The sequence below is a fragment of the Thermus thermamylovorans genome (assembly GCF_004307015.1).
GTDB classification, from domain to species: Bacteria; Deinococcota; Deinococci; order Deinococcales; family Thermaceae; genus Thermus; species Thermus thermamylovorans.
Window position 1 is genome coordinate 19,388 of record NZ_SIJL01000008.1, and the last position, 20,965, is coordinate 40,352.

At 69.1% G+C, this 20,965-nt stretch carries 23 protein-coding genes and 1 pseudogene; 7 read left to right on the top strand and 17 right to left on the bottom strand.

The features are described 5' to 3' along the window. Positions 1–331: 331 nt before the first annotated feature. From ETP66_RS07200 to dnaK, 12 genes are all read right to left on the bottom strand, one after another. Positions 332–751 carry a phosphate-starvation-inducible PsiE family protein gene (locus ETP66_RS07200; protein ID WP_130841966.1) on the bottom strand — a complete coding sequence of 140 codons (420 nt, stop codon included), beginning with the start codon at positions 749–751 and terminating at the stop codon, positions 332–334. 63 nt (positions 752–814) lie between these two features. Continuing rightward, on the bottom strand, positions 815–1,228 hold the full coding sequence (locus tag ETP66_RS07205; protein ID WP_130841967.1) for an Hsp20/alpha crystallin family protein: 414 nt from the start codon (positions 1,226–1,228) through the stop codon (positions 815–817). Between the two features lie 101 nt (positions 1,229–1,329). Then, on the bottom strand, positions 1,330–1,758 hold the full coding sequence (locus ETP66_RS07210; RefSeq protein ID WP_130841968.1) for a ferritin-like domain-containing protein: 429 nt from the start codon (positions 1,756–1,758) through the stop codon (positions 1,330–1,332). A gap of 41 nt (positions 1,759–1,799) precedes the next feature. Beyond that, positions 1,800–2,486 carry a metallophosphoesterase family protein gene (locus tag ETP66_RS07215; protein ID WP_130841969.1) on the bottom strand — a complete coding sequence of 229 codons (687 nt, stop codon included), beginning with the start codon at positions 2,484–2,486 and terminating at the stop codon, positions 1,800–1,802. Positions 2,487–2,540: 54 nt separating this feature from the next. Next, positions 2,541–2,954, bottom strand: a complete 414-nt coding sequence (locus ETP66_RS07220; RefSeq protein WP_130842054.1) for an Hsp20/alpha crystallin family protein — start codon at positions 2,952–2,954, stop codon at positions 2,541–2,543. Between the two features lie 13 nt (positions 2,955–2,967). Beyond that, a complete protein-coding gene (locus tag ETP66_RS07225; protein ID WP_130841970.1) occupies positions 2,968–4,080 on the bottom strand; it encodes a VLRF1 family aeRF1-type release factor in 1,113 nt (370 codons plus the stop codon). Between the two features lie 9 nt (positions 4,081–4,089). Next, a complete protein-coding gene (locus ETP66_RS07230) occupies positions 4,090–4,467 on the bottom strand; it encodes a ferritin family protein (protein ID WP_130841971.1) in 378 nt (125 codons plus the stop codon). Positions 4,468–4,479: 12 nt separating this feature from the next. Next, on the bottom strand, positions 4,480–7,044 hold the full coding sequence (gene clpB / locus ETP66_RS07235; protein WP_130841972.1) for an ATP-dependent chaperone ClpB: 2,565 nt from the start codon (positions 7,042–7,044) through the stop codon (positions 4,480–4,482). 202 nt (positions 7,045–7,246) lie between these two features. Then, complete coding sequence (locus tag ETP66_RS07240) at positions 7,247–7,483, bottom strand: chaperone modulator CbpM (RefSeq protein WP_038045448.1); 237 nt, start codon at positions 7,481–7,483, stop codon at positions 7,247–7,249. Continuing rightward, positions 7,470–8,306, bottom strand: coding sequence for a DnaJ C-terminal domain-containing protein (locus ETP66_RS07245; RefSeq protein ID WP_130841973.1), 837 nt, complete (start codon positions 8,304–8,306; stop codon positions 7,470–7,472). Before ETP66_RS07245 ends, ETP66_RS07240 begins: the two co-directional genes overlap by 14 nt. A 3-nt stretch (positions 8,307–8,309) precedes the next feature. After that, positions 8,310–8,777 (bottom strand): nucleotide exchange factor GrpE, encoded by a 468-nt coding sequence (locus ETP66_RS07250; protein WP_430731880.1) that lies wholly within the window; start codon positions 8,775–8,777, stop codon positions 8,310–8,312. Positions 8,778–8,943: 166 nt separating this feature from the next. After that, complete coding sequence (gene dnaK, locus ETP66_RS07255) at positions 8,944–10,791, bottom strand: molecular chaperone DnaK (RefSeq protein ID WP_130841974.1); 1,848 nt, start codon at positions 10,789–10,791, stop codon at positions 8,944–8,946. A 124-nt stretch (positions 10,792–10,915) separates the two neighbouring features. On the opposite strand from dnaK, the gene ftsH reads away from it, so the two are divergent. Further along, a complete protein-coding gene (gene ftsH / locus ETP66_RS07260) occupies positions 10,916–12,790 on the top strand; it encodes an ATP-dependent zinc metalloprotease FtsH (protein WP_130841975.1) in 1,875 nt (624 codons plus the stop codon). A gap of 101 nt (positions 12,791–12,891) precedes the next feature. On the opposite strand, the gene ETP66_RS07265 is transcribed toward ftsH, so the two are convergent. The 4 genes from ETP66_RS07265 to ETP66_RS07280 all read right to left on the bottom strand — a co-directional run bounded on the left by ETP66_RS07265 (position 12,892) and on the right by ETP66_RS07280 (position 15,608). Then, complete coding sequence (locus ETP66_RS07265; protein ID WP_130841976.1) at positions 12,892–13,185, bottom strand: HU family DNA-binding protein; 294 nt, start codon at positions 13,183–13,185, stop codon at positions 12,892–12,894. 116 nt (positions 13,186–13,301) lie between these two features. After that, a complete protein-coding gene (locus ETP66_RS07270) occupies positions 13,302–13,943 on the bottom strand; it encodes a lysophospholipid acyltransferase family protein (RefSeq protein ID WP_130841977.1) in 642 nt (213 codons plus the stop codon). A gap of 5 nt (positions 13,944–13,948) precedes the next feature. Then, a complete protein-coding gene (locus tag ETP66_RS07275) occupies positions 13,949–14,629 on the bottom strand; it encodes an endonuclease V (RefSeq protein ID WP_130841978.1) in 681 nt (226 codons plus the stop codon). Between the two features lie 106 nt (positions 14,630–14,735). After that, complete coding sequence (locus ETP66_RS07280; protein ID WP_130841979.1) at positions 14,736–15,608, bottom strand: SIS domain-containing protein; 873 nt, start codon at positions 15,606–15,608, stop codon at positions 14,736–14,738. Positions 15,609–15,627: 19 nt separating this feature from the next. On the opposite strand from ETP66_RS07280, the gene ETP66_RS07285 reads away from it, so the two are divergent. Next, positions 15,628–16,389, top strand: coding sequence for a class I mannose-6-phosphate isomerase (locus ETP66_RS07285; RefSeq protein ID WP_130841980.1), 762 nt, complete (start codon positions 15,628–15,630; stop codon positions 16,387–16,389). Positions 16,390–16,519: 130 nt separating this feature from the next. Here ETP66_RS07285 and ETP66_RS07290 read toward each other — a convergent pair. Next, positions 16,520–17,014: pseudogene (locus ETP66_RS07290) on the bottom strand (transcriptional regulator); the annotation flags it as partial. A gap of 68 nt (positions 17,015–17,082) precedes the next feature. Here ETP66_RS07290 and aroA point away from each other — a divergent pair. The 5 genes from aroA to tmpR are packed head-to-tail and all read left to right on the top strand — an operon-like array spanning position 17,083 to position 20,834. After that, positions 17,083–18,372, top strand: coding sequence for a 3-phosphoshikimate 1-carboxyvinyltransferase (aroA, locus tag ETP66_RS07295; protein WP_130841981.1), 1,290 nt, complete (start codon positions 17,083–17,085; stop codon positions 18,370–18,372). Next, positions 18,357–18,983, top strand: coding sequence for a (d)CMP kinase (gene cmk, locus ETP66_RS07300; RefSeq protein ID WP_130841982.1), 627 nt, complete (start codon positions 18,357–18,359; stop codon positions 18,981–18,983). The genes aroA and cmk overlap by 16 nt, the downstream gene beginning before the upstream one ends. Positions 18,984–18,985: 2 nt before the next feature. Beyond that, positions 18,986–19,759, top strand: coding sequence for a CDP-alcohol phosphatidyltransferase family protein (locus ETP66_RS07305; protein WP_130841983.1), 774 nt, complete (start codon positions 18,986–18,988; stop codon positions 19,757–19,759). Continuing rightward, positions 19,723–20,133, top strand: coding sequence for an NUDIX domain-containing protein (locus tag ETP66_RS07310; RefSeq protein ID WP_130841984.1), 411 nt, complete (start codon positions 19,723–19,725; stop codon positions 20,131–20,133). Before ETP66_RS07305 ends, ETP66_RS07310 begins: the two co-directional genes overlap by 37 nt. After that, complete coding sequence (gene tmpR / locus ETP66_RS07315; protein WP_130841985.1) at positions 20,130–20,834, top strand: bifunctional dihydropteridine reductase/dihydrofolate reductase TmpR; 705 nt, start codon at positions 20,130–20,132, stop codon at positions 20,832–20,834. The genes ETP66_RS07310 and tmpR overlap by 4 nt, the downstream gene beginning before the upstream one ends. The last annotated feature ends 131 nt before the right edge of the window (positions 20,835–20,965 follow it).

The following is a 20,965-nucleotide window of genomic DNA, read 5'->3' on the forward strand; positions in this document are numbered from 1 at the left end:
CTAGCACCGGGGCCTGCGGGCCAGCGGGGGCTTGGGCCTCATCCTGCCCCACCCCCATGGGGCCGTCGGCCCAGAGGGCCCCTTCGGGTGGGGCCCCGGTGCGGGGGCAGGCGCGGCCTCCGCCTCGGGGAGAGGGTTCAGCGGAGGGGGGCCTCACGCGGGACCCCCTTTGGGCCTGGGGTAAAGCCCCCAGCTTGGTTTGGTATCCCCCACCGCCTCGAGGTGGAAAGGCACCCCGACCAGATGGCCCCGGGCTCCCGGGCCTCCTCACGGCAGGCTCGCCTTCCCAACCCACCTCAAAGTGCTGGGGTTCCCGCTTCCCCCTCTACCTTCACTCCGCCCTCCCCGGGGAGAAGCGCACCGCCAGGGTGCGCCCTAGGACCAGGGCCAGGATGCCCAGGGTCCAGAAGAAGACATCGAGGCCGGAAAGCGCCTCGGCGAAGAGGAGGAGGAGAAGCTCCCGCAGGGCCAGGGCCACCCCGATCTCCAGGAGGACGGCCAGGCGCACCCGCTCCAGCTCGAAGTACTCCACGAAGACCCGCACCAGCTCCAGGACGATGACCAGGGTGAGGACGTTGGTGACGAGCTCCTTGAGGCCCAGGCGCACCGTGGGCTCGGTGAGGGTGAGGCCGAGCTCCAAGAAGGTGCGCCCCACCCCCACGAAGAGGCCCACGAGGAGGGCCACCACCACCAGGTTGAAGACCAGGCGGGTGGCCCGGCGGTAGAGGAGGAGGAGGAGGTCCTGGCTCATGGGTGGCGCCCGCTCCAAGCCCGCAGGGGGCCTCTGGAGGACGGCCCCCTGGCCTTCCAGCGGCTACTCCCCCTGGATGGGGATCCGCACCGGGGGCTCGTGGGGGCGCTTTTCCCGGGGGATGCGCACCTCCAGCACCCCCTTGCCGAGCCGGGCCTCGAGGCCTTCCCTCTTGGCGTCCTTGGGGAGGAGGTAAGCGCGGTAGATGCGCCCGTAGACGATCTCCGAGAGGTGCTTGGTGCGCTTTTCCTCCCGTTTCTCCCCCTCCACCACCAGCTGGTCCCCCTCCAGGCGCACCTCCAGGTTCTCCGGGCCCAGGCCCGGCACTTCCACCCGCAACAGGTAGTGGTCCTCCCCCTCCTGGAGCTCGGAAAGGGGCTCCAGGGTCTCGCCCTCCTCCTTGAAGGCCCGGTCCAGGGCTTCCTCCAGGGCCTTGCGCACCCGGTTTCTGCCGAAGGGCCAGAGCTTTTCTAGCATGGTCCGCCTCCTTTGGGTCCCCACGGGGTCCGGCCGCCTCCGCCGCACCCCTTGCCCTCCCCATCCTGCGGAGGTCCTCGCCTCCCTCCGCTGGGGTGCGGTCACTCCGTCCAGCGGCCCCGGAGGAGCTTTTCCGTCTCCTCCTTGTGCCGGGTCTCCTCGGAGATGATCTCGTGCAGGTCGTTGGCCAGGCCGTAGTCCCCCAGGGCCTCGGCCTGCTTCATCCGCTCCACGTAGCGGGCGATGGTCTCGGTCTCCGCCTTTAGGATGGCCTCCAGCATGGCCCGGGGCCCCTCGGCCTCGGGCACGGGGGCCGGGAGGGTGGTGGGCTTGCCCCCCAGGGCGGCGATCTTGTCCGCCAGGAGCTGGGCGTGGCGCAGCTCGTCCTGGATCTCCCCCAGGAAGAACTCCTTGAGCTCCCCGCGGTGGATGCCGGTCACCGTGGCTGCGTAGGTGATGTACTGCAGGATGGCCGCGTACTCGTGGGCCAGGTCCAGGTTCAGTCCTTGGATCAGGGTTTCCCTGTCCATGCCGCCTCCTTTCTCAGCTCTCCTCAGCTGCCCTCAGGATCCTAGCGCACGTTCCCTGTTTCCAGCTTTCGGGCCTTCAGGTCCAAGAGGCTGTACTCCCCCTCAGAAAGGTCCCCAGGCACCACCACCCAGCTGGCCCCCAGGGTCTCGTGCTTCTGCCCCTTCCCGGCCACGATGACCAGGAGGGGGTTGTGGGTCTTGACCAGGTGGGCCACCTCGTGGGAGCCCGCCTCCCCCAGGCCCTTGTGGTGGGGCAGGGTGTGGAAGAGGAAGATCCTGGGGTAGTCCTTGAGTTCCCAAAGCGCCTTCAGGTGGTACTCCGCCACCCAGGCGGGGTAGCGCAGGGCCTCCTTTTCCTCGGGTTCCCCCTCCTCGGCGATGGCCCCGCCCATCCCCGCCACCAGGTAGGGCCCCTTCCAGAAGGTGAAGGTCTCGTGCACGTTGCGCATGTGGGGATGGACCAGCTCCACGTTGGCCGCCTCCCGGAGGTAGTCCCAGATGGGGGCGTCCTCGGGCCCGGGGATGTAGGCGGTGGGCAGGTGGGCTTCGGCCAGGAGGCGGAAAAGGGCGGCGTAGTCCCGCCCCTTGGCCGTCTTGGGCATGAGGTTGCCGAGGACCGCCAGGGCGTCCGCCCCGGTGTCTGGGGCCAGCCGCACCAGGCGCTCCAGGGCCTCGAGGTCGCCCATGGGGTTGGAGGTGGCCAGGATGTACCGCACCGTGCGCCGCATGGTTCCCTCCTTTCCGGTCCCAGGCCGCCTCCAAAGGGCCTGGGGCCGAATCCGCTACTCCACCTGCACCTGGATCCTCTTGGGCCGGGTCTCCTCTGCCCTGGGCACCAGGAGGTGCAGGACCCCGTGGCGGAAGCGGGCCTGCACCCGGGAGAGGTCGTAGGTGCTGGGCACGTTGAAGCCCCGGGCGAAGGTCCCGTAGGGGCCCTCCAGGCGGTGGTAGGTGGTGCCCTCCCGTTTTTCGAAGGGCCGCTCGGCCTTCACGGAGAGCACCCCCTCCTCGGCCACCACCTCCACCTTTTCCGGCTCCACCCCGGGCAGGTAGACGAAGAGGTGGAGCCCCTCGCCGTCCTCCACCACGTCCACGCTGGGGGCGTAGACCCGGGGCCCCTGCTGCGGGGTGCCGAAGGCCCGCGCCAGGCGCTCCTGCAGCTCCTCCAGCTCCTTGAAAGGGTCAAACCGGATCACTTCCCTCACCTCCTTACCACCTCAAGAGCGCGGCCATGCCTCCGCGCTCAAGAAGCCCCTTTTGCGCTTCCCCGTGGACGAACTCCAGCCTCGTGCCGTAGGCCTCGGCGAGGCCCGGGATCACCAGGGCCAGGGGTTTCTCCTCCGGGCCCTGGCAGGGGGCCTCCTCCGGGCGGGGGTACACCCCTTCCGGGCAGACGTACACCCGGGCCTCGGGCACCCAGGGGAGGGCCAGGAGGTGGACCCGCCCCTCCTGGAGGAGGGCGAGGACCTCGGGGCCGAAGACCCCCCGCTCCTCCAGGAGGCGGAGGAGGGCCGCCTCCTCCTCCCGCTCCGCCTGGGCCAGGACCTCCTCCACCCGCTTGAGCACCTCCCCCGGCCGGGCCCCCGGGCTTTGCAGGGAGGGGAGGCGGGCCGCCACCCGCTCCCCCAGGTGCCGGGGCAGGAAGCCCTCGAAGAGGCGCACCGGGACCTCGGGGCCCATGAGGATGAGCCGCCTGGCCCCTTCCTCCTCCACCGCCCTTTCCAGGAGGCGGGCCACCTCCTTGTAGAAGCGCACCTGCCAGGCCTCGAGGCGGCTTTGGAAAAGGTCCATGCCCGCCCCGCCGGAATGCCGTCCCTGCTGGAGCCTGCGCCCCTCCCGGCTCAGGGTGATCTCCCGCCACAAGGAGGGGTCCAGGGCCAAGAAGGCGTCCTCCCGCTCGGCGATCTCCCCCATGTGGACGGTGAAAAAGCGCCAGCGCTCCCCGTCCACGTAGACCACCCCGTAGCGCTCGTACTCGTCCAGGGCGAAGAGGAGGGGGGCCAGGAAGGGCTCGCCGTAGTGGGCCAAGACCCCGTCCACCAGGGGAAAGTCCACGTGAAACTCGTAGCTCTCCAAAAACCCCTCCCCGGCGAAGAGGGCCCGGGTCCGCCCCCTGGGGGGCTCGTCCAGGCGCAGGAGCACCTCCTTGGCCACCCCTTCCGGCACCCCCAGCTCCTTCATGGCCGCCTTGGCCCGGAGGGCGTAGGCCTTGCCCGCGTTCTCCTCCCGGGTGGGGTGGGTGTCCAGGTAAAGGGAGAGCAGGGGGCCCTCCCTCTGGGGTAGGGTTTCCTTGAGGTAGCGGATCTCCTCCTTGGTCAGCATGGCTTCCTCCTAGATGCGCTTCAGGACCTGGCGGAGGGCCTCCTGGTTGAGCCTCTCCTCCTGGCCCAACCGGGTGAAGAGGGCTTCCAGCTCCGGATCGGGGAAGGTGCTCTCCAGGTAGTAGGCCCGCTCCAACCCTTCCTCGGCCAGCAGGCGCACCAGGGCTTCCCAGCCTGCCTCCTCCGCCCTGGGGGTGGGAGGGAGGGGGGCCCCAAGGCGGCGGAGGGCCTCGGCCAGAGCTTCTGCGTGGGCCCGCTCCCGCTTTGCCACCTCCAGGAGGAGGGCCTTGAGGTGGGGGTAGGGCACCCCCTCCGCCGCCCTTTCCGCCCGCAGGGCGTCCAAAAGCTCGTCCTGGTAGGCCTTCTTGAGCACCTCCACCACGTCCATGGGGTCGCCTCCCTAGGCTTCCACCCGCTCAGGGGTGCGGAAGGTGAGGCCCAGAGGCCCAGCCTCCACCACCACCTTGTCCCCCTCCCGCACCTCCCCGGCCAGGATCTTCTTGGCCAGGGGGGTTTCCAGCTCCCGCCCGATCACCCGCTTGAGGGGCCGGGCGCCGAAGACCGGGTCGAAGCCCCTTTCGGCCAGGAAGTCCTTGGCCCCTTCGGTGAGCTCCAGGGCGATGCGCCGTTCCGCAAGGCGGGCCCGGAGGCCCTGGAGCTGGATCTCCACGATCTGGCGGATCTGCTCCTTGGTAAGCGGCCGGAAGACCACGGTCTCGTCCAGGCGGTTCAGGAACTCGGGGCGGAAGTGCCGTTGCAACACGGCGAAGACCTCCTCCCGGATGCGCTCGTAGGGCCAGCCCTTCTGGATGCCCTCGAGGATCAGGGGGCTTCCCAGGTTGGAGGTGAGGATGATCACCGTGTTGCGGAAGTCCACGGTGCGCCCGTGGGAGTCGGTGAGGCGGCCGTCGTCCAGGATCTGCAGGAGGAGGTTGAAGACGTCGGGGTGGGCCTTCTCGATCTCGTCGAAGAGGATGACCGTGTAGGGCCGCCGCCGCACCGCCTCGGTGAGCTGCCCCCCCTCCTCGTAGCCCACGTAGCCGGGCGGGGCCCCGATGAGGCGGCTTACCGCGTGCTTTTCCATGTACTCCGTCATGTCGATGCGCACCATGGCCTCCTCGGTGTCGAAGAGGGTGGCGGCCAGGGTCTTGGCCAGCTCGGTCTTGCCCACCCCCGTGGGGCCCAGGAAGAGGAAGCTCCCGATGGGGCGGTTCGGGTCCTTGAGGCCCGCCCGGGCCCGGCGTATGGCGTCGGCCACGGCCCGGATGGCCTCCTCCTGCCCCACCACCCGCCGGTGGAGCTCGTCCTCAAGCCGCAAAAGCTTCTCCCTTTCCCCTTCCAGGAGCTTGGAGACGGGGATCCCCGTCCAGCGGGAGACGATCTCGGCGATGTCCTCCTCGGTTACCTCCAGGCGCACGAAGCGGGCGTTTCTGAGCCTTTCGGAGAGGGCCTCCACCTCGGCCTCGAGGCGGGGAAGCTCCCCGTAGCGGAGCTCGGCGGCCCGGTTCAGGTCGTACTGGCGTTCGGCCAGCTCGATCTGCCGCCTTACCTCGTCCAGGCGGTGCTGGGCCTCGCGGAGCCGCTTCAGGACCTCCCGTTCCGCCTCCCACTCCCTTTTGAGCTTTTCGATCTCCTGGGTGAGGGTGGCGATCTCCCCTTCGATGGCCTTCAGGCGCTCCAGGGAGTCGGGGTCCTTCTCCTTCTTGAGGGCCTCACGCTCAATCTCCAGCTGGAGCTTCTTGCGCTCCAGGGTATCGATGGCCTCCGGGGCGCTTTCCAGGGCCATGCGCAGGCGGGCCGCCGCCTCGTCCACCAGGTCGATGGCCTTGTCGGGGAGGCGCCTTTCCGTGATGTAGCGGTGGGAGAGGACCGCCGCCGCCACCAGGGCCGGGTCGGAGATGCGCACCCCGTGGTGCACCTCGTACTTCTCCTTGATGCCCCGCAGGATGGAGATGGTCTCCTCCACGCTGGGCTCGTCCACGTAGACGGGCTGGAAGCGCCTTTCCAAGGCGGGGTCCTTCTCGATCTCCCGGTACTCGTCCAGGGTGGTGGCCCCGATGAGCCTCAGCTCCCCCCGGGCCAGGGCGGGCTTCAGCATGTTGCCCGCATCCACCGCGCCTTCGGCCTTGCCCGCCCCTACCACGGTGTGGAGCTCGTCGATGAAGAGGATGATCTCCCCTTGGCTCCCCACCACCTCCTGGATCACCGCCTTCAGGCGCTCCTCAAACTCGCCCCGGTACTTGGCCCCGGCCAGGAGGGAGCCCATCTGCAAGGAGATGAGGCGCTTGCCCTTTAAGCCTTCCGGCACATCCCCCTTCACGATCCGCTGGGCCAGGCCCTCCACGATGGCGGTTTTGCCCACCCCCGGCTCGCCGATGAGCACGGGGTTGTTCTTGGTGCGGCGGAGGAGGATCTGAATGGTGCGCCTGATCTCCTCGTCGCGGCCGATGACCGGGTCCAGCTTGCCCTCGGCGGCGAGCCGGGTCAGGTCGATGCCGTACTGCTCCAGGGCGTTGTAGGTGCTTTCCGCGTGTTCCGTCTGCACGGTCTTACCTCCTCTGAGTTCTTGCAGGGCCTTCTTCAAGGCTTCCAGCCCTGGGAGGCCGGGGGTGGCCTCCGCCAAGGCCAGGACCAGGGTGTCCAGGGCCACGAAGCGGTCCTTAAGCTCCTCCATGAGGGCCTCGGCCCGGCCAAAAACCCCGGAGAGCCGGGGGGTCAGGTACTGCCCGCCCTCCGCTCCCTCCACCCGGGGCAGGCGGGCAAGCTCCTTCTCTTGGCTCTCTTTCAAGGCCTTGGGGTCTACCCCGGCTTTTTCCAAAAGCCTCCAGGCCAGGCCGGAGGGATCCCGCAGGAGCACCGCCCAAAGGTGGGGCAGGTCGATGGCTTGGTGCCGCATCTGCCGGGCCAGGACCTGCGCCTGGGCCAGGGTCTCGCGGGCGGCTTGCGTCCAGCGTTCCAGGTTCATACCCCTTTGCCTCCTACTAGCTCGATCATATCACTTGATAAAGCCAATGTCAAGCAATCTATAAGCATAAAGTGGAACACCCTGTGTTGCGGAGAGGTTCGCCCAACGGAGAGATGCCAGCGCGTTCTGCCCTGATTATAGGGGAAAGGGGGGCGAGGGATGTCCCGATTCCTGAACCGCCTCGAGGAGAAACGCCAGGGCTTTAGCGGCGTTCCAGGATTTCCACCACCAAGGCTGCCCCCACCAGGTTGGCTCCCAGGTCGCGGCGGATGCGCTCCGCCTTGAGCATGCGGAAAAGGTCCTCTTCCCGGAAGTACCAAGCATCCCCCACTTCCAAGGGCTCCACAAAGCCGATCTCCACGTAGGCCCGCACCGCGCCCAAGGAGAGGCCGTAGGCCGCCAGGGTCTCGAGGGAGAGCCACTCGCTACGCGCGAGCATGGTGCACCTCCGCTAGCTTCCGCCAAAGGGCTTCCTCCTCCGGGGAGAGATGCTCGGGGATGACGAGGCGCACCTCCAGGTAGAGGTCGCCCCGGCCATGGGGCCCGGGGAAGCCCTTGCCCTTGAGCCTAAGCTTCCTTCCCGCCTGGGTCTTAGGGGGGATGGTGACCTCCACCGGGCCCTCCAGGGTGGGGGCCCGCACCTTGCCCCCCACCACGGCGATGGGTGCAGGCACGTCCAAGGTGGCGTAGAGGTTCTGGCCCTCGAGGCGGAAAACGGGGTGAGGGAGAAGCCGCACGGTGAGGAGAAGGTCCCCCGGCGGCTCCCCAGGGCCCCCCATGCCGGGAAGGCGCAGGACACTTCCCTCCTGGACCCCGGGGGGGATCTTCACGGAAACGCGCCTTCCTCCCACCTCCAGCACCTTTTCCCCGCCCCAGAAGGCCTCCTCCAGGGTCAGGGCCAGCTCGGCCCGGAGATCGCGGCCTTTCCTTGGCCTCCTCCGCCCCATGCCCCCAAAGAGGCCCCCGCCGAAGAGCTCCTGGAAGAAGTCGGAGAAGTCCTCTACGTCAAACCCCGAGAAGTCGTACCCCCCGGGGGGTGGGGGCGGGGGTGGGGTGGCGGTGCCGTAGGTGTCGTAGACCTTGCGCTTTTCCGGGTCGGAGAGGACGGCGTAGGCCTCGTTGATCTCCTTGAACCGCTCCTCCGCCTCAGGGCTTTTGTTGACGTCGGGGTGGTACTGGCGTGCCAGGCGCTTGTAGGCCCGCTTGATCTCCTCCTGCGTGGCGTTTCTCGGTACCCCTAGGATGGCGTAGTAGTCCTTCATGGCCTACTCCACGCCCTCTTCCTCAGGGCTTTTCTCCTCACCCACCGCCACCCGGGCCGGGCGCACCAAGGCCTCCCCCAGGCGGAAGCCCCGCTGGAAGACCCGGGCCACCTTGCCGGGCTCGCCGGGGAGGAGGCCGATGGCCTCGTGGTAGCGGGGGTCAAAGGCCTCCCCTTCCCCGGGCACCTCCTCGATGCCAAGCCCTGCTAGGATGCGGAAGAAGCCCTCCCGCACCGCCTTCACCCCTTGGAGGATGCCCTCGGGGTTGGTGCCTGCGAACTCCAGGGCCCGGTCCAGGTCGTCCAGGACGGGAAGGAGGGCCCTTAGGGCTTTCAGGACCCCCTCCCGCTCCCGGGCCCTGAGCTCCTCCTCCATGCGCTTGCGGTAGTTGTCGAAGTCCGCGAGGAGCCGCAGGTAGCGGTCCTTGAGGAGGGCGAGCTCTCCCTCCAAGGCCTTGAGGCGCTCCGCCATGGGGTCCTCCAGCGGCCCCACGGAAGCCTCCTGGGCCGGCGGAAGGTTCTCCCCCCCTTCCTCTGCCCTGGGGGTGGCTTCGCTCAGCAGGCGCTCCTGCTCCTTGTCCATGCTCCCTCCTGGGGCGTAAGGGGCCCTGCCCCAGAGGGCAGGGCCTAAGGGGGCCTCATTCGGCGGGCTTGTAGTCGGCGTCGATCACGTCGTCGGGGCGCTGGCCCCCAGGGGCGCCCACGCTCTTTTCGTAGGCCTCCACCGCCTGCAAAAGCTCCTGGGTAGCCGCCTTCAGCTCGGGGTCGGGGGCGTCCTTCTCCACCAGCTCCTTGGCCTTGGCGATGGCCGTCTCCAGGCGGGAGCGGGCCTCGGGGCTACCCTGCTTCTCCTGGAGCACCCTTTCCGCCTGCACCCGGGCGGAGTCCAGGGTGTTCCTGAGCTCCGCGTGCTCCTTGCGGCGGCGGTCCTCCTCCGCGTGGCGCTGGGCCTCGGCGATGATGCGCTGGATCTCTTCTTCGGAGAGGGTGGTGGTGTTCTGGATGGTGATGGAGGCCGCCTTGCCCGTGGACTTCTCCTTTGCGGTCACGTGGAGGATGCCGTTGGCGTCGATGTCGAAGCAGACCTCAATCTGGGGGACTCCAGCGGGCATGGGGGGGATGCCCTCGAGGCGGAAGCGGCCCAGGCTCTTGTTGTCCTGGGCCATGGGGCGCTCCCCTTGCAGGACGTGGACCTCCACCGCGGTCTGGTTGTGCTCGGCGGTGGTGAAGACCTCGCACTTGCGGGTGGGGATGGTGGTGTTCCGGGGGATGAGGACGGTCATCACCCCGCCCTTGGTCTCCACCCCCAGGGAGAGGGGGGTGACGTCCAGGAGGACCACGTCCCGCACCTCGCCCACCAGCACCCCCGCCTGGATGGCGGCTCCCATGGCCACCACCTCGTCGGGGTTCACGGAGCGGTTGGGCTCCTTGCCCAGAAGCTCCCGCACCATCCGCTCCACCGCGGGCACCCGGGTGGCCCCGCCCACCAGGATGACCTCGTCGATCTGGCCCGGGGAAAGCCCTGCGTCCTTCAGGGCCTGTTCCACGGGGGCGCGGAGGCGCCTCAGGAGAGGCTCGATGAGCTCCTCGAACCTGGCCCGTGTGAGCTTCTTCTCCAGGTGGAGGGGCGTCTTGCTGGCCGGGTCCAGGGCGATGAAGGGGAGGCTGATGGTGGTCTCGAAGGTGCTGGAGAGCTCGATCTTGGCCTTCTCCGCCGCCTCGATGAGGCGCTGGAGGGCCTGGCGGTCCGCCTTGAGGTCCACCCCGTACTCCCGGCGGAACTCCTCGGCCAGCCAGTTCACGATGGCGTGGTCCATGTCGCTGCCGCCCAGGTGGGTGTCCCCGGAGGTGGCCTTCACCTCGAAGACCCCTTCCCCGATCTCCAGCACCGTCACGTCGAAGGTGCCGCCCCCCAGGTCGAAGACCAGGACGGTCTCGTTCCCCTTCTTGTCCAGGCCGTAGGCCAGGGCGGCCGCCGTGGGCTCGTTGATGATGCGCAGGACCTCCAGCCCGGCGATCCTGCCCGCGTTGGCCGTGGCCTCCCGCTGGGCGTTGTTGAAGTAGGCGGGCACGGTGATCACCGCCTTGGTGATCCGTTCCCCGAGCTTCTTGGAGGCGTCCTCCACCAGCTTGCGGAGGACCATGGCGCTGATCTCCTCGGGGGTGTAGAGCTTGCCCTTCACCTCCACCCGCACGCCCCCGTCGGGGCCCGGGACCACCTTGTAGGGCACCCGCTTGGCCTCCTCCCGCACCTCTTCGAAGCGGCGGCCGATGAAGCGCTTGATCTCGAAGAGGGTGCCCTCAGGGTTCAGGACCGCCTGGCGCTTGGCCATGCGCCCCACCAGGGTTTCCCCGTCCCGGAAGGCTACCACGCTGGGCGTGACCCTCTCCCCTTCGGCGTTTTCCAGCACCACCGGCTTGCCGCCCTCCAGAATGGCGATCACGCTGTTGGTGGTGCCCAGGTCAATGCCCACTGCCTTGGCCATAGCCTCACCTCTCGCCCCAAGCATAAGCTGCCCGATATCTCTTAGTCAAGAGACTTGAGCATGCCTGTATCATAGTGGCCCGGGCTACCCGTGGCCTGGGCCGAGCGTGTACCCTAAGGAAGAGATGTCCCGGCTCCCCCATCTCTTGGTGTTGGTCCTGGCGGTGTTCCTCCTGGTCTGGGCCTTCAGCCTTGCCGGCACCCCGGGCGGCTCCGGCGGGGCCGTGAACTACACCACCTTTCTCGAGGACCTGCAGGCGGGCCGGGTAAAGGAAGTGGTGGTCCGCGCCGGGGATACCCGCATCCAGGGCACCCTCACCGACGGCTCCACCTTCACCACTTTTGCCGCCAGCCCCCCGGACAACGAGACCCTGGAGTCCTGGACCAAGCGGGGGGTGAGCGTGCGGGTGGAGCCTCCTGCTAACCCCAACCCCTTGGGCTTCCTCTGGCCCTTGCTCCTGGTGGGGCTTCTGGTGGGCGCCCTCTTCTACTTTTCCCGGGCTGGGCGGGCCGGGCCCTCGGACGGGGCCTTCAGCTTCACCAAGAGCCGGGCCAAGGTGCTCACCGAGGCCCCCAAGGTCACCTTCAAGGACGTGGCCGGGGCCGAGGAGGCCAAGGAGGAGCTCAGGGAGATCGTGGAGTTCCTCAAGAACCCCGCCCGCTTCCACGAGATGGGGGCCCGGATCCCCAAGGGGGTTCTGCTGGTGGGCCCCCCGGGGGTGGGCAAGACCCACATCGCCCGGGCGGTGGCCGGGGAGGCCCGGGTGCCCTTCATCACCGCAAGCGGTTCCGACTTCGTGGAGATGTTCGTGGGGGTGGGGGCGGCCCGGGTGCGGGACCTCTTCGAGACCGCCAAGCGCCATGCCCCCTGCATCGTCTTCATCGATGAGATCGACGCCGTGGGCCGCCGCCGGGGCGGGGGCGTGGGGGGCGGCAACGACGAGAGGGAACAGACCCTGAACCAGCTCCTGGTGGAGATGGACGGCTTCGAGAAGGACTCCACGGTCATCGTCATGGCCGCCACCAACCGTCCCGACGTCCTGGACCCGGCCCTCCTGCGCCCGGGGCGCTTCGACCGCCAGGTGGCCATCGACGCCCCCGACGTGAAGGGCCGGGAGCAGATCCTCAGGATCCACGCCCGGGGTAAGCCCCTGGCCGAGGACGTGGACCTGGCCCTCCTGGCCAAGCGCACCCCGGGTTTCGTGGGGGCGGACCTGGAGAACCTCCTGAACGAGGCGGCCCTCCTCGCCGCCCGGGAGGGCCGGAAGAAGATCACCATGAAGGACCTGGAGGAGGCGGCCGACCGGGTGATGATGGGTCCGGCCAAGAAGAGCCTGGTCCTCACCTCCCGCGACCGCCGGATCACCGCCTACCACGAGGCGGGACACGCCCTGGCCGCCCACTACCTGGAGCATGTGGAGGGGGTGCACAAGGTGACCATCGTCCCCCGGGGGCGGGCCCTGGGCTTCATGATGCCCCGGCGGGAGGACATGCTCCACTGGTCTAGAAAGCGCCTCCTGGACCAGATCGCCGTGGCCCTGGCCGGGCGGGCGGCGGAGGAGCTGGTCTTCGAGGACGTGACCACGGGGGCGGAGAACGACTTCCGCCAGGCCACGGAGCTGGCCCGGCGGATGATCACCGAGTGGGGCATGCACCCCGAGTTCGGCCCTGTGGCCTACGCCCTGCGGGAGGACACCTACCTGGGGGGCTACGACGTGCGCCAGTACTCCGAGGCCACCGCCAAGCGCATCGACGAGGCGGTGCGCTGCCTCATCGAGGAACAGTACGGAAGGGTCAAGACCCTGCTTCAGGAGAGGCGGGAGGTCTTGGAACGGGTGGCGGAAACCCTCCTGGAGGTGGAAACCCTCACCGCAGAAGAGTTCCAGCGGGTGGTGGAGGGCCTGCCCCCGGAGCCGGCCAAGCCCGAGGAGCGGGAGGAAAAAGAGGCCCCCCGGGTGGTGCCCAAGGTTAAGCCGGGAGGCGCCCTGGGCGGGGCCTAAGTGCCCCGTCGTGGCGGGACCACCTCCGCGCCCGGGCGCTTCGGCGCCGGAGAGTAGGGCCCGGGGGGCTTAGGCCCCCCGGGGGAAGGGGTCAGCAGAGCCTACTTCTTAACCTGCTCCTTGAGGGCCTTGCCGGGCTTGAAGGCCGGATACTGGGTAGCGGGAATCTTGATCCTCTCCTTGGTGCCGGGCTTCACCCCGGTGCGGGCCTTGCGCTTGCGCACCTCGAAGGTGCCGAAGCCGGTGAGCTGCACCTTGTTGCCCCCGGCCAGCGCCCCCTCCACCTTGGAGAGGAAGGCATCCACCGCTGCCTTCACGTCCTTCTTCTTGAGGCCGGTAGCCGCCGCCACCTGATCCACCAGGTCTGCCTTGGTTACCGTTTTCCTTGCTGCCATTCTTCACCTCCTTCCTCTTTTCCCTTCCGTAGGGACTATATCATGACCGAATTTTGGTGCGCAATACCCAGACCCTTTTCTATACATATATGTAGCAATGTATGATAGCTAAAGTATCAGCTCTGGCGGTATTGGGGAGGGAGAAGTTCCCGTATCTTGGCTTCTATCTCCTGCGTCAAGGCTTCAAGCTCCTGGTGGGAGATCTTGGCAGCTCTTGGAACGGGGATGGGCTTGCCGTAGATGACCCTTATGGGTCGGCGCAGGCGGAAGAGCTTTCGCCCCACGGGCCAGGTTTGGTCCGCACCCACGATGGCCACGGGCACCACGGGGCTTCCCGTGCGCAGGGCGATGGCCGCCATCCCGGTCTTGAAGGGCCCTAGCTTGCCGGTGCGGCTCCTCGTCCCCTCGGGGAAGATGCCGAAGGCCATCCCCTTTTCCAGGGCACGGATGGCGCTTTTGATGGCGGAGAGGTCGCTCTGCCCCCGCTCCACGGGGATGGCGTAGAGCCGGGGCAGGAGCCAGGAGAGGAGGGGCAAGCGGAAGACGTCAGCCCGGGCCAGGAAGCTCACGGGCCGCCGTACCCCCGCCCCGATGGCGATGGGGTCCAGGATGGAAAGGTGGTTGCTGGCCAGGATGATGGGGCCCTCCCGGGGCACGTTTTCCACGCCTTCTGCCCGGTAGCCGAAGAGAAGGTGCAAGAGAAATCGGGCCAGGTACCAAGCGGCCCGGTAGACGGGGTTGGGCTGGTGGGCTTCCACGGGGCTCAGTCTAAGGCTCTAAGGGCTTTGCCCGCCTCCAGATGGGCCAGGCGCAGGGGCTCGGGGAGGCGGAAGCGGGTGGGCAGGGCCCTCGCGAAGGCCAGGGCCTCCTCCACCCCCACCCGGTGCCCGGGGGAGACGTAAAGGGGCTTGACCCCGGCGCGGCTCCGGTAGGCGTAGCCGAGGGGGCGGCCATCGGGAGAGAGGAGCCTTACCGCGCTCCCCGCCTCCTGGGGCAGGGGTGCCTCCGGGCGGCCGTAGAGGAGGCTCTTGGCCACCCCCAGGCTCGGCAGGTCCAGGTGCACCCCCAGGTGGCCCGCGATCCCCAGGCCCCGGGGGTGAGCGATCCCCTGTCCGTCCACCAGGAGGGCCTCGGGAGCCTCGGGGAGGGCGCGCAGAGCCTCCAGGTAGGCGGGGGCCTCGCGGAAGGAGAGGAGGCCCGGGATGTAGGGAAAGAGCGCCGCCTCCGGCACCACCCCGAGGCCCACGGAAAGGGGGCCCCTTTCCAGGTGGTAGAGCACCGCCACGGCCACCAGGGGCTTCCCCCGCTTGTGGGAGGCGTCCAGGGCGGCGATGCGCCGCACCCCCTCCAGGCTCCCCGCTAGGACCACCCGCTGGGCCAGGGCCTTTTGCAGGGCGAAGGCTGCCTCGAGGCTTTCCGGCTTGGGAAAGGGGGGGATCTCCACCGGGCCTTACCTCACTAGGGGCCAGCGCGCCTCACCGCAAGGAGAAAAGGCGGGGCAACCATGGCCTTTTGGGGGCCCCGTTGTGGCTTGCGCCACAACGGGGCGGTTAGGTGGCCTCCCGGAGGCGCTCCAGCACCTCGGGGTCGGAGGGGTCCACCCCGTAGAGGAGGGCCAGGTAGTAGGCGGTCCAGGCCAGGCGGTACCAGAGGGCCACCGCCTGGGCCAGGCGGCTTTCCCCCTGGGGGGGTACCTCGGCCACCGCGTCCACCCGGGTTTCCAGGATCTCCTTGGCGAGCCTCACCGCTTCCCCTTCCCCCAGGAGGACGGCGGCCAGGGGGTCCCCCTGCTCGTGGCGGGCTTCCATCCCCGTGAGGAAGAACTCCAGGGCGCTGTGGGGCGGGGTGAGGGAGAGGCTTTTGCCGATGCGGGCGAGGAGGCTCTGCGCCGCCCCCTCCAGGGGGCGGAAGAAGGGGGCGTAGAGGAGGGGAAGCCTTTCCAGGAGGGTGTAGGCCAGGAACTTGGCCGGGTTTTGTTCCAGGGGTACCTCCGGCCCCAGGCGGCGCCTTTCTCTAAGGAGGGCCTCGTCCACCTCCTTCAGGGCCCCCTCCCGCCCGGTGGCCAGGAGGAGGAAGCGCAGGTAGCGGTAGGGGTTCAGGGGGCTGGGGGGGAGGTAGACCTCCGCCCCTTCCCGGAAGCCCAGGCGCACCACCCGTGCCCGTCCTCCCTCCGCCAGGAGGGCCAGGGCGGCCCCCTCTCCCAGGTCGTACCCCCCTTCCAGGACGAAGAGGCTGCCCTCCTCCGTCCAGTCGGGGAGGCCGGAAAGCGCCGCGGCGAACCAGCCCTCCCCGTAGCCTATGGCGGCGTGGGGGCTGGGGTAGGCCTCCTTGGGCACCGGCCCCGAGCCCACCAGGTCCCTCAGCTCCAGGGCCAGGCCCCGGCGGTCGGCCAGGTAGGTTTCCTCGCGGTCCAGGTCGCGCATACCCCTTATGCTAACCCCCGTGCGGCGCCTGGAACCCAAGCCGGTACCAAGGGTCTGGGGGGGAAGCGCCCTGGGCTTCGGCCCTGGGGTGGGGGAGGTTTGGCTCGCGGAGGAGCCCCTCCTGGTGAAGCTCCTGGACCCCGCAGACTGGCTTTCCGTGCAGGTCCACCCCCCCCACGCCTACGCCTGGGAGGTGGAGGGAAAGCCCGGAAAGTACGAGGCCTGGTACGTGCTCACCCCGGGGGAGATCGTCTACGGCTTCGCCCGCCCCGTGTCCCCGGAGGAGGTGCGGCGCCGGGCGGAGGCGGGCGCCCTGGAGGAGGTCTTGCATCGGGTGCGGGTGGTCCCCGGCCAGCTGGTCTACCTGCCTGCGGGGGTGGTGCACGCCCTGGGCCCGGGGACGCGGGTCTACGAGGTGCAGACCCCCTCGGACCTCACCTACCGCCTCTACGACTACGGCCGCCCCCGGGAGCTCCACCTGGAGAAGGCCCTGGAGGTGGCCCTCCTGGAGCCCACCCCATTGCTCCCAGCCCAGCCCGAGCCGGTGGAGGGAGGAGAGCGCCTCCTCCGGACGCCCCATTTCCGCCTTTGCCGCTATCCCTTGCGGGGGGGGCTTTACCTGAAGCCCCAGGCCCCCCTGCTCCTCACCCTCCTGCAGGGAGAGGCCCTGGTGGAGAGGGTTCGCCTTCAACCCCCAGCCACCGTCCTCTTGGAGCCGGGGGAAGGGGTCTGGGTGGAGGGGGAAGGGTGGCTTCTTGGGGCTAGCCCTGGAGGGCTTTGAGGAGGGTCTCCACCCGGGGGGAGGGCCCCTCCCCCAGGTCCTTGTGGAGGCGGGTCCGGTAGCCCTCTAAAAGCCTCCGCGCCCGGGCCTTCTGCCCCCGGGCCAGGCACCTCTCCACCAGGAGAAGCAGGGCCTCCCCGTGGCCCTCCTTGCCGGCGAAGAGAAGCCTGGCCTCTTCCAGGGTGAAGGCCAGGTCCGCTGCTCTCAGGTGCACGAGCCTTCCCTCGGAGAGGAGCTTGGGGAGCTCAGGATAGGGGAGGGGATTGCGGCTGGCCAGCACCAGGAGGCAGGGCAGGGTGCGGAGGAGGGGGGAGAGGTCCTCCGTTCCCGTAAGGTCCTCCAGGATGACCAGGGTGGGTTCAGCTTGAAGGGCCTCCACCACAGCCCCCCAGGGCACCTCCTGGGGTAGGCCCAAAGCCTTGGTCAAGAGGGCCCTGGGTTCTCCCAGGAGGGCGCTGACCCAAAGGGTGCGAAGGCCTAGTCGGGCGGAAAGCTGACCTGCTAGGACGCTTTTCCCGAAGCCCGCGGGGGCCTCGAGGTGGATGGCGAAGCCCGGTTCTTCAGGTAGTCGTTCCAGAAGCTTTTTCCGCTCCACGTAAACCGGGCTTTGCCAGGCCAGGGCCATGCTTGGATTCCATTGTAGGCGGGGACCACCCTTGACCAAAGCCCCCTTGCCCCCCAAGACTAGGGGGCATGGACCGCCCCTTCTTGGACCTCGAGCCCTGCGGCCCCTTGCGGGGGAGCTTGCGGGTACCGGGGGACAAATCCGTCACCCACCGGGGGCTCATGCTCCTGGCCCTGAGCGAGGGAGAGGGGAGGCTTCTCCACCCCTTGAAGGCGGGGGATACCCTCTCCACCGCCCGGGCCCTTCAGGCCCTGGGGGCGGAGATCGCGGAGGAGGGACCCCACTTCCGGGTGCGGGGGCGGGGCCTGCGCCTCAGGGAGCCTGAGGACGTTCTGGACTGCGGCAACGCCGGTACCCTCATGCGCCTCCTCCTGGGTCTCCTGGCGGGGCAGGAGGGGCTTTTCGCCGTCCTCACCGGGGACGCTTCCCTCAGGCGCCGCCCCATGGGCCGGGTGGTGGAGCCCTTGCGCCAGATGGGGGCCGAGATCGATGGGCGGGAGGGGGGAAAGCGGGCTCCCCTGGCGGTGCGGGGCGGGGGGCTAAGGGGCATCGCCTACACCCTCCCCGTCCCCAGCGCCCAGGTGAAAAGCGCCCTCCTCCTGGCGGGCCTCTTCGCCGAAGGGGTCACGGAGGTGGTGGAGCCCATCCCCACCCGGGACCACACGGAAAGGCTTTTTCGCCACTTTGGGCTTCCCCTGGAGACCGAGGGCCCGCGTATCCGCACCCGGAGGGCCGAGCCCTTCCCCGCCAAGGACCTCACCGTGCCCGGGGACTTCTCCTCGGCGGCCTTTTTCCTGGTGGCGGCCCTCGTCACCCCGGGTTCCGAGGTCACCGTGGAGGGCGTGGGCCTGAACCCCACCCGCACCGGCCTCCTGGAGGTGCTGAAGGCCATGGGGGCGGATCTGGAGTGGCGGGTGCTGGAAGGGGAGGGGGGGGAGCCCGTGGGCTATGTGCGGGCCCGGTATGGTCCCCTGAAGGGGGTCCAGGTGGACCCCGCCCTCATCCCCCTCATGGTGGATGAGGTGCCCATCCTGGCCGCCGCCGCCGCCTGGGCGGAAGGGGAGACCCACATCCCGAACCTTGCCGAGCTCCGGGTGAAGGAATCGGACCGGGTCCAGGCCATCGCCCACAACCTCCGCGCCCTGGGGGTGGCGGTGGAGGAGGGGCCGGACTGGCTCCGCATCGGGGGCGGTGGGGTGCGAAGGGGGGAGGTGGAACCCTTCCACGACCACCGCATCGCCATGGCCTTCGCCGTGGCCGGCCTCCCCGTGGGGGTGAGGGTTTGGGAACCAGGGTGGGCGGAGATTTCCTACCCGGGGTTTTTCGGGGACCTCCGGCGGCTATGCGGGGCATCGTGACCATCGACGGGCCCTCGGCCTCGGGGAAGAGCTCCGTGGCCAGACGGGTGGCGGAGGCCCTGGGGGTGCCCTACCTTTCCAGCGGCCTCCTCTACCGGGCGGCGGCCCATCTGGCCTTGCGGGCGGGGGTGGACCCGGGGAACGAGGCGGGGCTTTTGGCCCTTCTGGCGGTTTCTCGGGTACGCCTTCTCCCAGAGAGGGCGGGCAACCGGGTGTTGGCGGATGGGGAAGACCTCACCCCCTTCCTCCATACCCCCGAGGTGGACCGCACCGTCTCCCGGGTGGCCCGCCACAAGGGGGTGCGGGCCTGGGTGAACGAGAGGCTCAAGGAGGTGCCTCCCCCCTTCGTGGCCGAGGGGCGGGACATGGGGACGGCGGTCTTCCCCGAGGCGCCGCACAAGTTCTACCTCACCGCCCGCCCCGAGGTGCGGGCCGAAAGGCGGGCCAAGGAGCGGCCCCAGGCCTACGAGGAGGTGCTAAGGGACCTCCTCCTGCGGGACGAGCGGGACCGGGGGCAAAGCGCCCCTGCCCCCGACGCCCTGGTCATCGACACCAGCGAGATGGGCCTCGAGGCGGTGGTGGCCCGGGTGCTCTCCCACATCCAGGACTGACCATGGTGCCGGGAGCCAAGGAAAGGCCGGTACAGGAGTTCCTTAACGTCCTGGTCTTCCGCCCCTTGGCCCACCTGGTGGTCCTCCTGCTGTACCGCACCCGCGTTAGGCCCCACCACCTGGTCCTCTTCCACACCGCCCTCACCCTCCTGGCCGCCTGGCTGCTGGCTTTGGGCCATGACCTCCCCGCTGCCCTTCTCCTGCAGCTCAAGACCACCTTGGACAACGCCGACGGGCAGCTGGCCCGCCTGCGGGGAGAGGCTTCCGAAATGGGCCGCTACCTGGACACGGAGCTGGACGTCCTGGGCAACGGGTTCCTCTTTTGGGCCCTGGGAGCCCGCACCGGGGCCTGGGGCCTGGCCCTTTTGGCCTTTTTGGTCTTCACCCTGGTCCAGTCCTACGACTTCAACCTGGAGCGGCTTTATAAGGAGGCCCGGGGGTTCCCTCCTGGATCGGGTCCACGCGACCCCGAAAGCCGCCTGCTGCGCCTGTTGCGGGGGATCTACCGCCTCCTCTTCCTGCCCCAGGACCGGGGGATCACCGCCCTGGAGCGCTTCCTCCAAACCCGGTTTCGCCTGGACCCTTTCCGCTTCTGGGACGAGGGGGCCCTGGTGGGGGTGGTGAACCTGGGGCTTTCCACCCAGCTTTTCTTCCTGGGGGTGTTCCTGGTCTTCCACCAGCCTGGGGCCTACCTCACCTTCGTCCTGCTTCAGGGCCTGTACCTTGGGCTTTGGTACGTATGGAGGATCGTCCGCGCTATCCCATCCCCACGGTAGGGGCCCTGGTGGAGCAGGCGGGCCGGGTGCTTTTGGTGCGCACAGCCAAGTGGCGGGGGCTTTGGGGGGTGCCCGGGGGGAAGGTGGAGTGGGGGGAGGGCCTGGAGGAGGCCTTGCGGCGGGAGTTCCGGGAGGAGGTGGGCCTGGAGCTTCGAGGGGTACGCCTCGCTTTGGTACAGGAGGCCATCTTCAGCGAAGAGTTCCACAAGCCCATCCACATGCTCCTCTTCAACTACTTTGCCCTGGGGGAAGGGGAGGTGCGGCCGGGGGAGGAGATCCTGGAATGGGCCTGGGTGGAGCCCGGGGCGGGGCTTGCCTTCCCCCTGAACACCTTTACCCGGAGGCTTCTGGAGCGGTACTTGGAGGGAGCATGAGGACCGCCTTGGTCACCGGTAGCGCCAAGGGCATTGGCCGGGCCATCCTCCTGGCCCTGGCCAAGGAGGGCTACCACGTGGCGGTGCACTACCGCACCTCGGAAGGGCTGGCGGAGGCCACCCGCAAGGAGGCGGAGGCCCTGGGGGTGAGGGCCATCAAGGTGCGGGCCGACCTCACCCGGGAGGCGGAGGTCTTGGCCCTGGTGGAGGAGGTGCGTTACCACCTGGGCGGGGTAGGGGTGCTGGTGAACAACGTGGGGGACTACCTCCACAAGCCCATCGAGGAGGTGAGCCTCGAGGAGTGGCGCTGGATCCTGGACACCAACCTCACCGCCACCTTCCTCCTCACCCAGAAGGTCCTCCCCCTCATGGTGGCCCAGGGGTTTGGCCGCATCGTGAACCTGGGCTACGCCGGGGCGGGGAACCTCCTGGCCCGGACCCACATCACCCCCTACGCCATCGCCAAGACGGGGGTGATCCTCTACACCAAGGCCATCGCCAAGCGCTTTGCCCAGGCGGGGATCACCGCCAACGTGGTGGCCCCGGGGGTGGCGGAAAACTCCGTGTCCAAGCCCCTTCAAGAGATCCCCATGGCCCGGCTGGCCCTCCTGGAGGAGATCGCCCGGGCGGTGCTCTTCTTCGTGGGGGAGCCCTACGTGACGGGGCAGGTCCTCGAGGTGGCGGGGGGGTGGAACCTCTGAGCACCCCGCCGTGGCTTGCGCCGCGACGGGGTTCCAAAAGGGTGCGCGGGCCGGCGTGCCTCCCCCTGAGGGCGGGGGGGAGCGCGCGGGCACCCTCGAGGCCCGGCCTTGCTGGCCGCCCGGTTTGCGGG

Coding starts and splice junctions, on each gene's coding strand:
- clpB (WP_130841972.1), bottom strand. CDS start 7,044: ATGAACCTGGAACGCTGGACGCAAGCCGCCCGCGAGACCCTGGCCCAG.
- ETP66_RS07305 (WP_130841983.1), top strand. CDS start 18,986: ATGGTGCCGGGAGCCAAGGAAAGGCCGGTACAGGAGTTCCTTAACGTC.
- ETP66_RS07225 (WP_130841970.1), bottom strand. CDS start 4,080: ATGCTGACCAAGGAGGAGATCCGCTACCTCAAGGAAACCCTACCCCAG.
- ETP66_RS07245 (WP_130841973.1), bottom strand. CDS start 8,306: ATGAAGGACTACTACGCCATCCTAGGGGTACCGAGAAACGCCACGCAG.
- ETP66_RS07230 (WP_130841971.1), bottom strand. CDS start 4,467: ATGGACGTGGTGGAGGTGCTCAAGAAGGCCTACCAGGACGAGCTTTTG.
- ETP66_RS07205 (WP_130841967.1), bottom strand. CDS start 1,228: ATGCTAGAAAAGCTCTGGCCCTTCGGCAGAAACCGGGTGCGCAAGGCC.
- dnaK (WP_130841974.1), bottom strand. CDS start 10,791: ATGGCCAAGGCAGTGGGCATTGACCTGGGCACCACCAACAGCGTGATC.
- ETP66_RS07240 (WP_038045448.1), bottom strand. CDS start 7,483: ATGCTCGCGCGTAGCGAGTGGCTCTCCCTCGAGACCCTGGCGGCCTAC.
- ETP66_RS07310 (WP_130841984.1), top strand. CDS start 19,723: ATGGAGGATCGTCCGCGCTATCCCATCCCCACGGTAGGGGCCCTGGTG.
- ETP66_RS07210 (WP_130841968.1), bottom strand. CDS start 1,758: ATGGACAGGGAAACCCTGATCCAAGGACTGAACCTGGACCTGGCCCAC.
- cmk (WP_130841982.1), top strand. CDS start 18,357: ATGCGGGGCATCGTGACCATCGACGGGCCCTCGGCCTCGGGGAAGAGC.
- ftsH (WP_130841975.1), top strand. CDS start 10,916: ATGTCCCGGCTCCCCCATCTCTTGGTGTTGGTCCTGGCGGTGTTCCTC.
- ETP66_RS07200 (WP_130841966.1), bottom strand. CDS start 751: ATGAGCCAGGACCTCCTCCTCCTCCTCTACCGCCGGGCCACCCGCCTG.
- ETP66_RS07265 (WP_130841976.1), bottom strand. CDS start 13,185: ATGGCAGCAAGGAAAACGGTAACCAAGGCAGACCTGGTGGATCAGGTG.
- aroA (WP_130841981.1), top strand. CDS start 17,083: ATGGACCGCCCCTTCTTGGACCTCGAGCCCTGCGGCCCCTTGCGGGGG.
- ETP66_RS07215 (WP_130841969.1), bottom strand. CDS start 2,486: ATGCGGCGCACGGTGCGGTACATCCTGGCCACCTCCAACCCCATGGGC.
- ETP66_RS07280 (WP_130841979.1), bottom strand. CDS start 15,608: ATGCGCGACCTGGACCGCGAGGAAACCTACCTGGCCGACCGCCGGGGC.
- tmpR (WP_130841985.1), top strand. CDS start 20,130: ATGAGGACCGCCTTGGTCACCGGTAGCGCCAAGGGCATTGGCCGGGCC.
- ETP66_RS07250 (WP_430731880.1), bottom strand. CDS start 8,777: ATGGCGGAGCGCCTCAAGGCCTTGGAGGGAGAGCTCGCCCTCCTCAAG.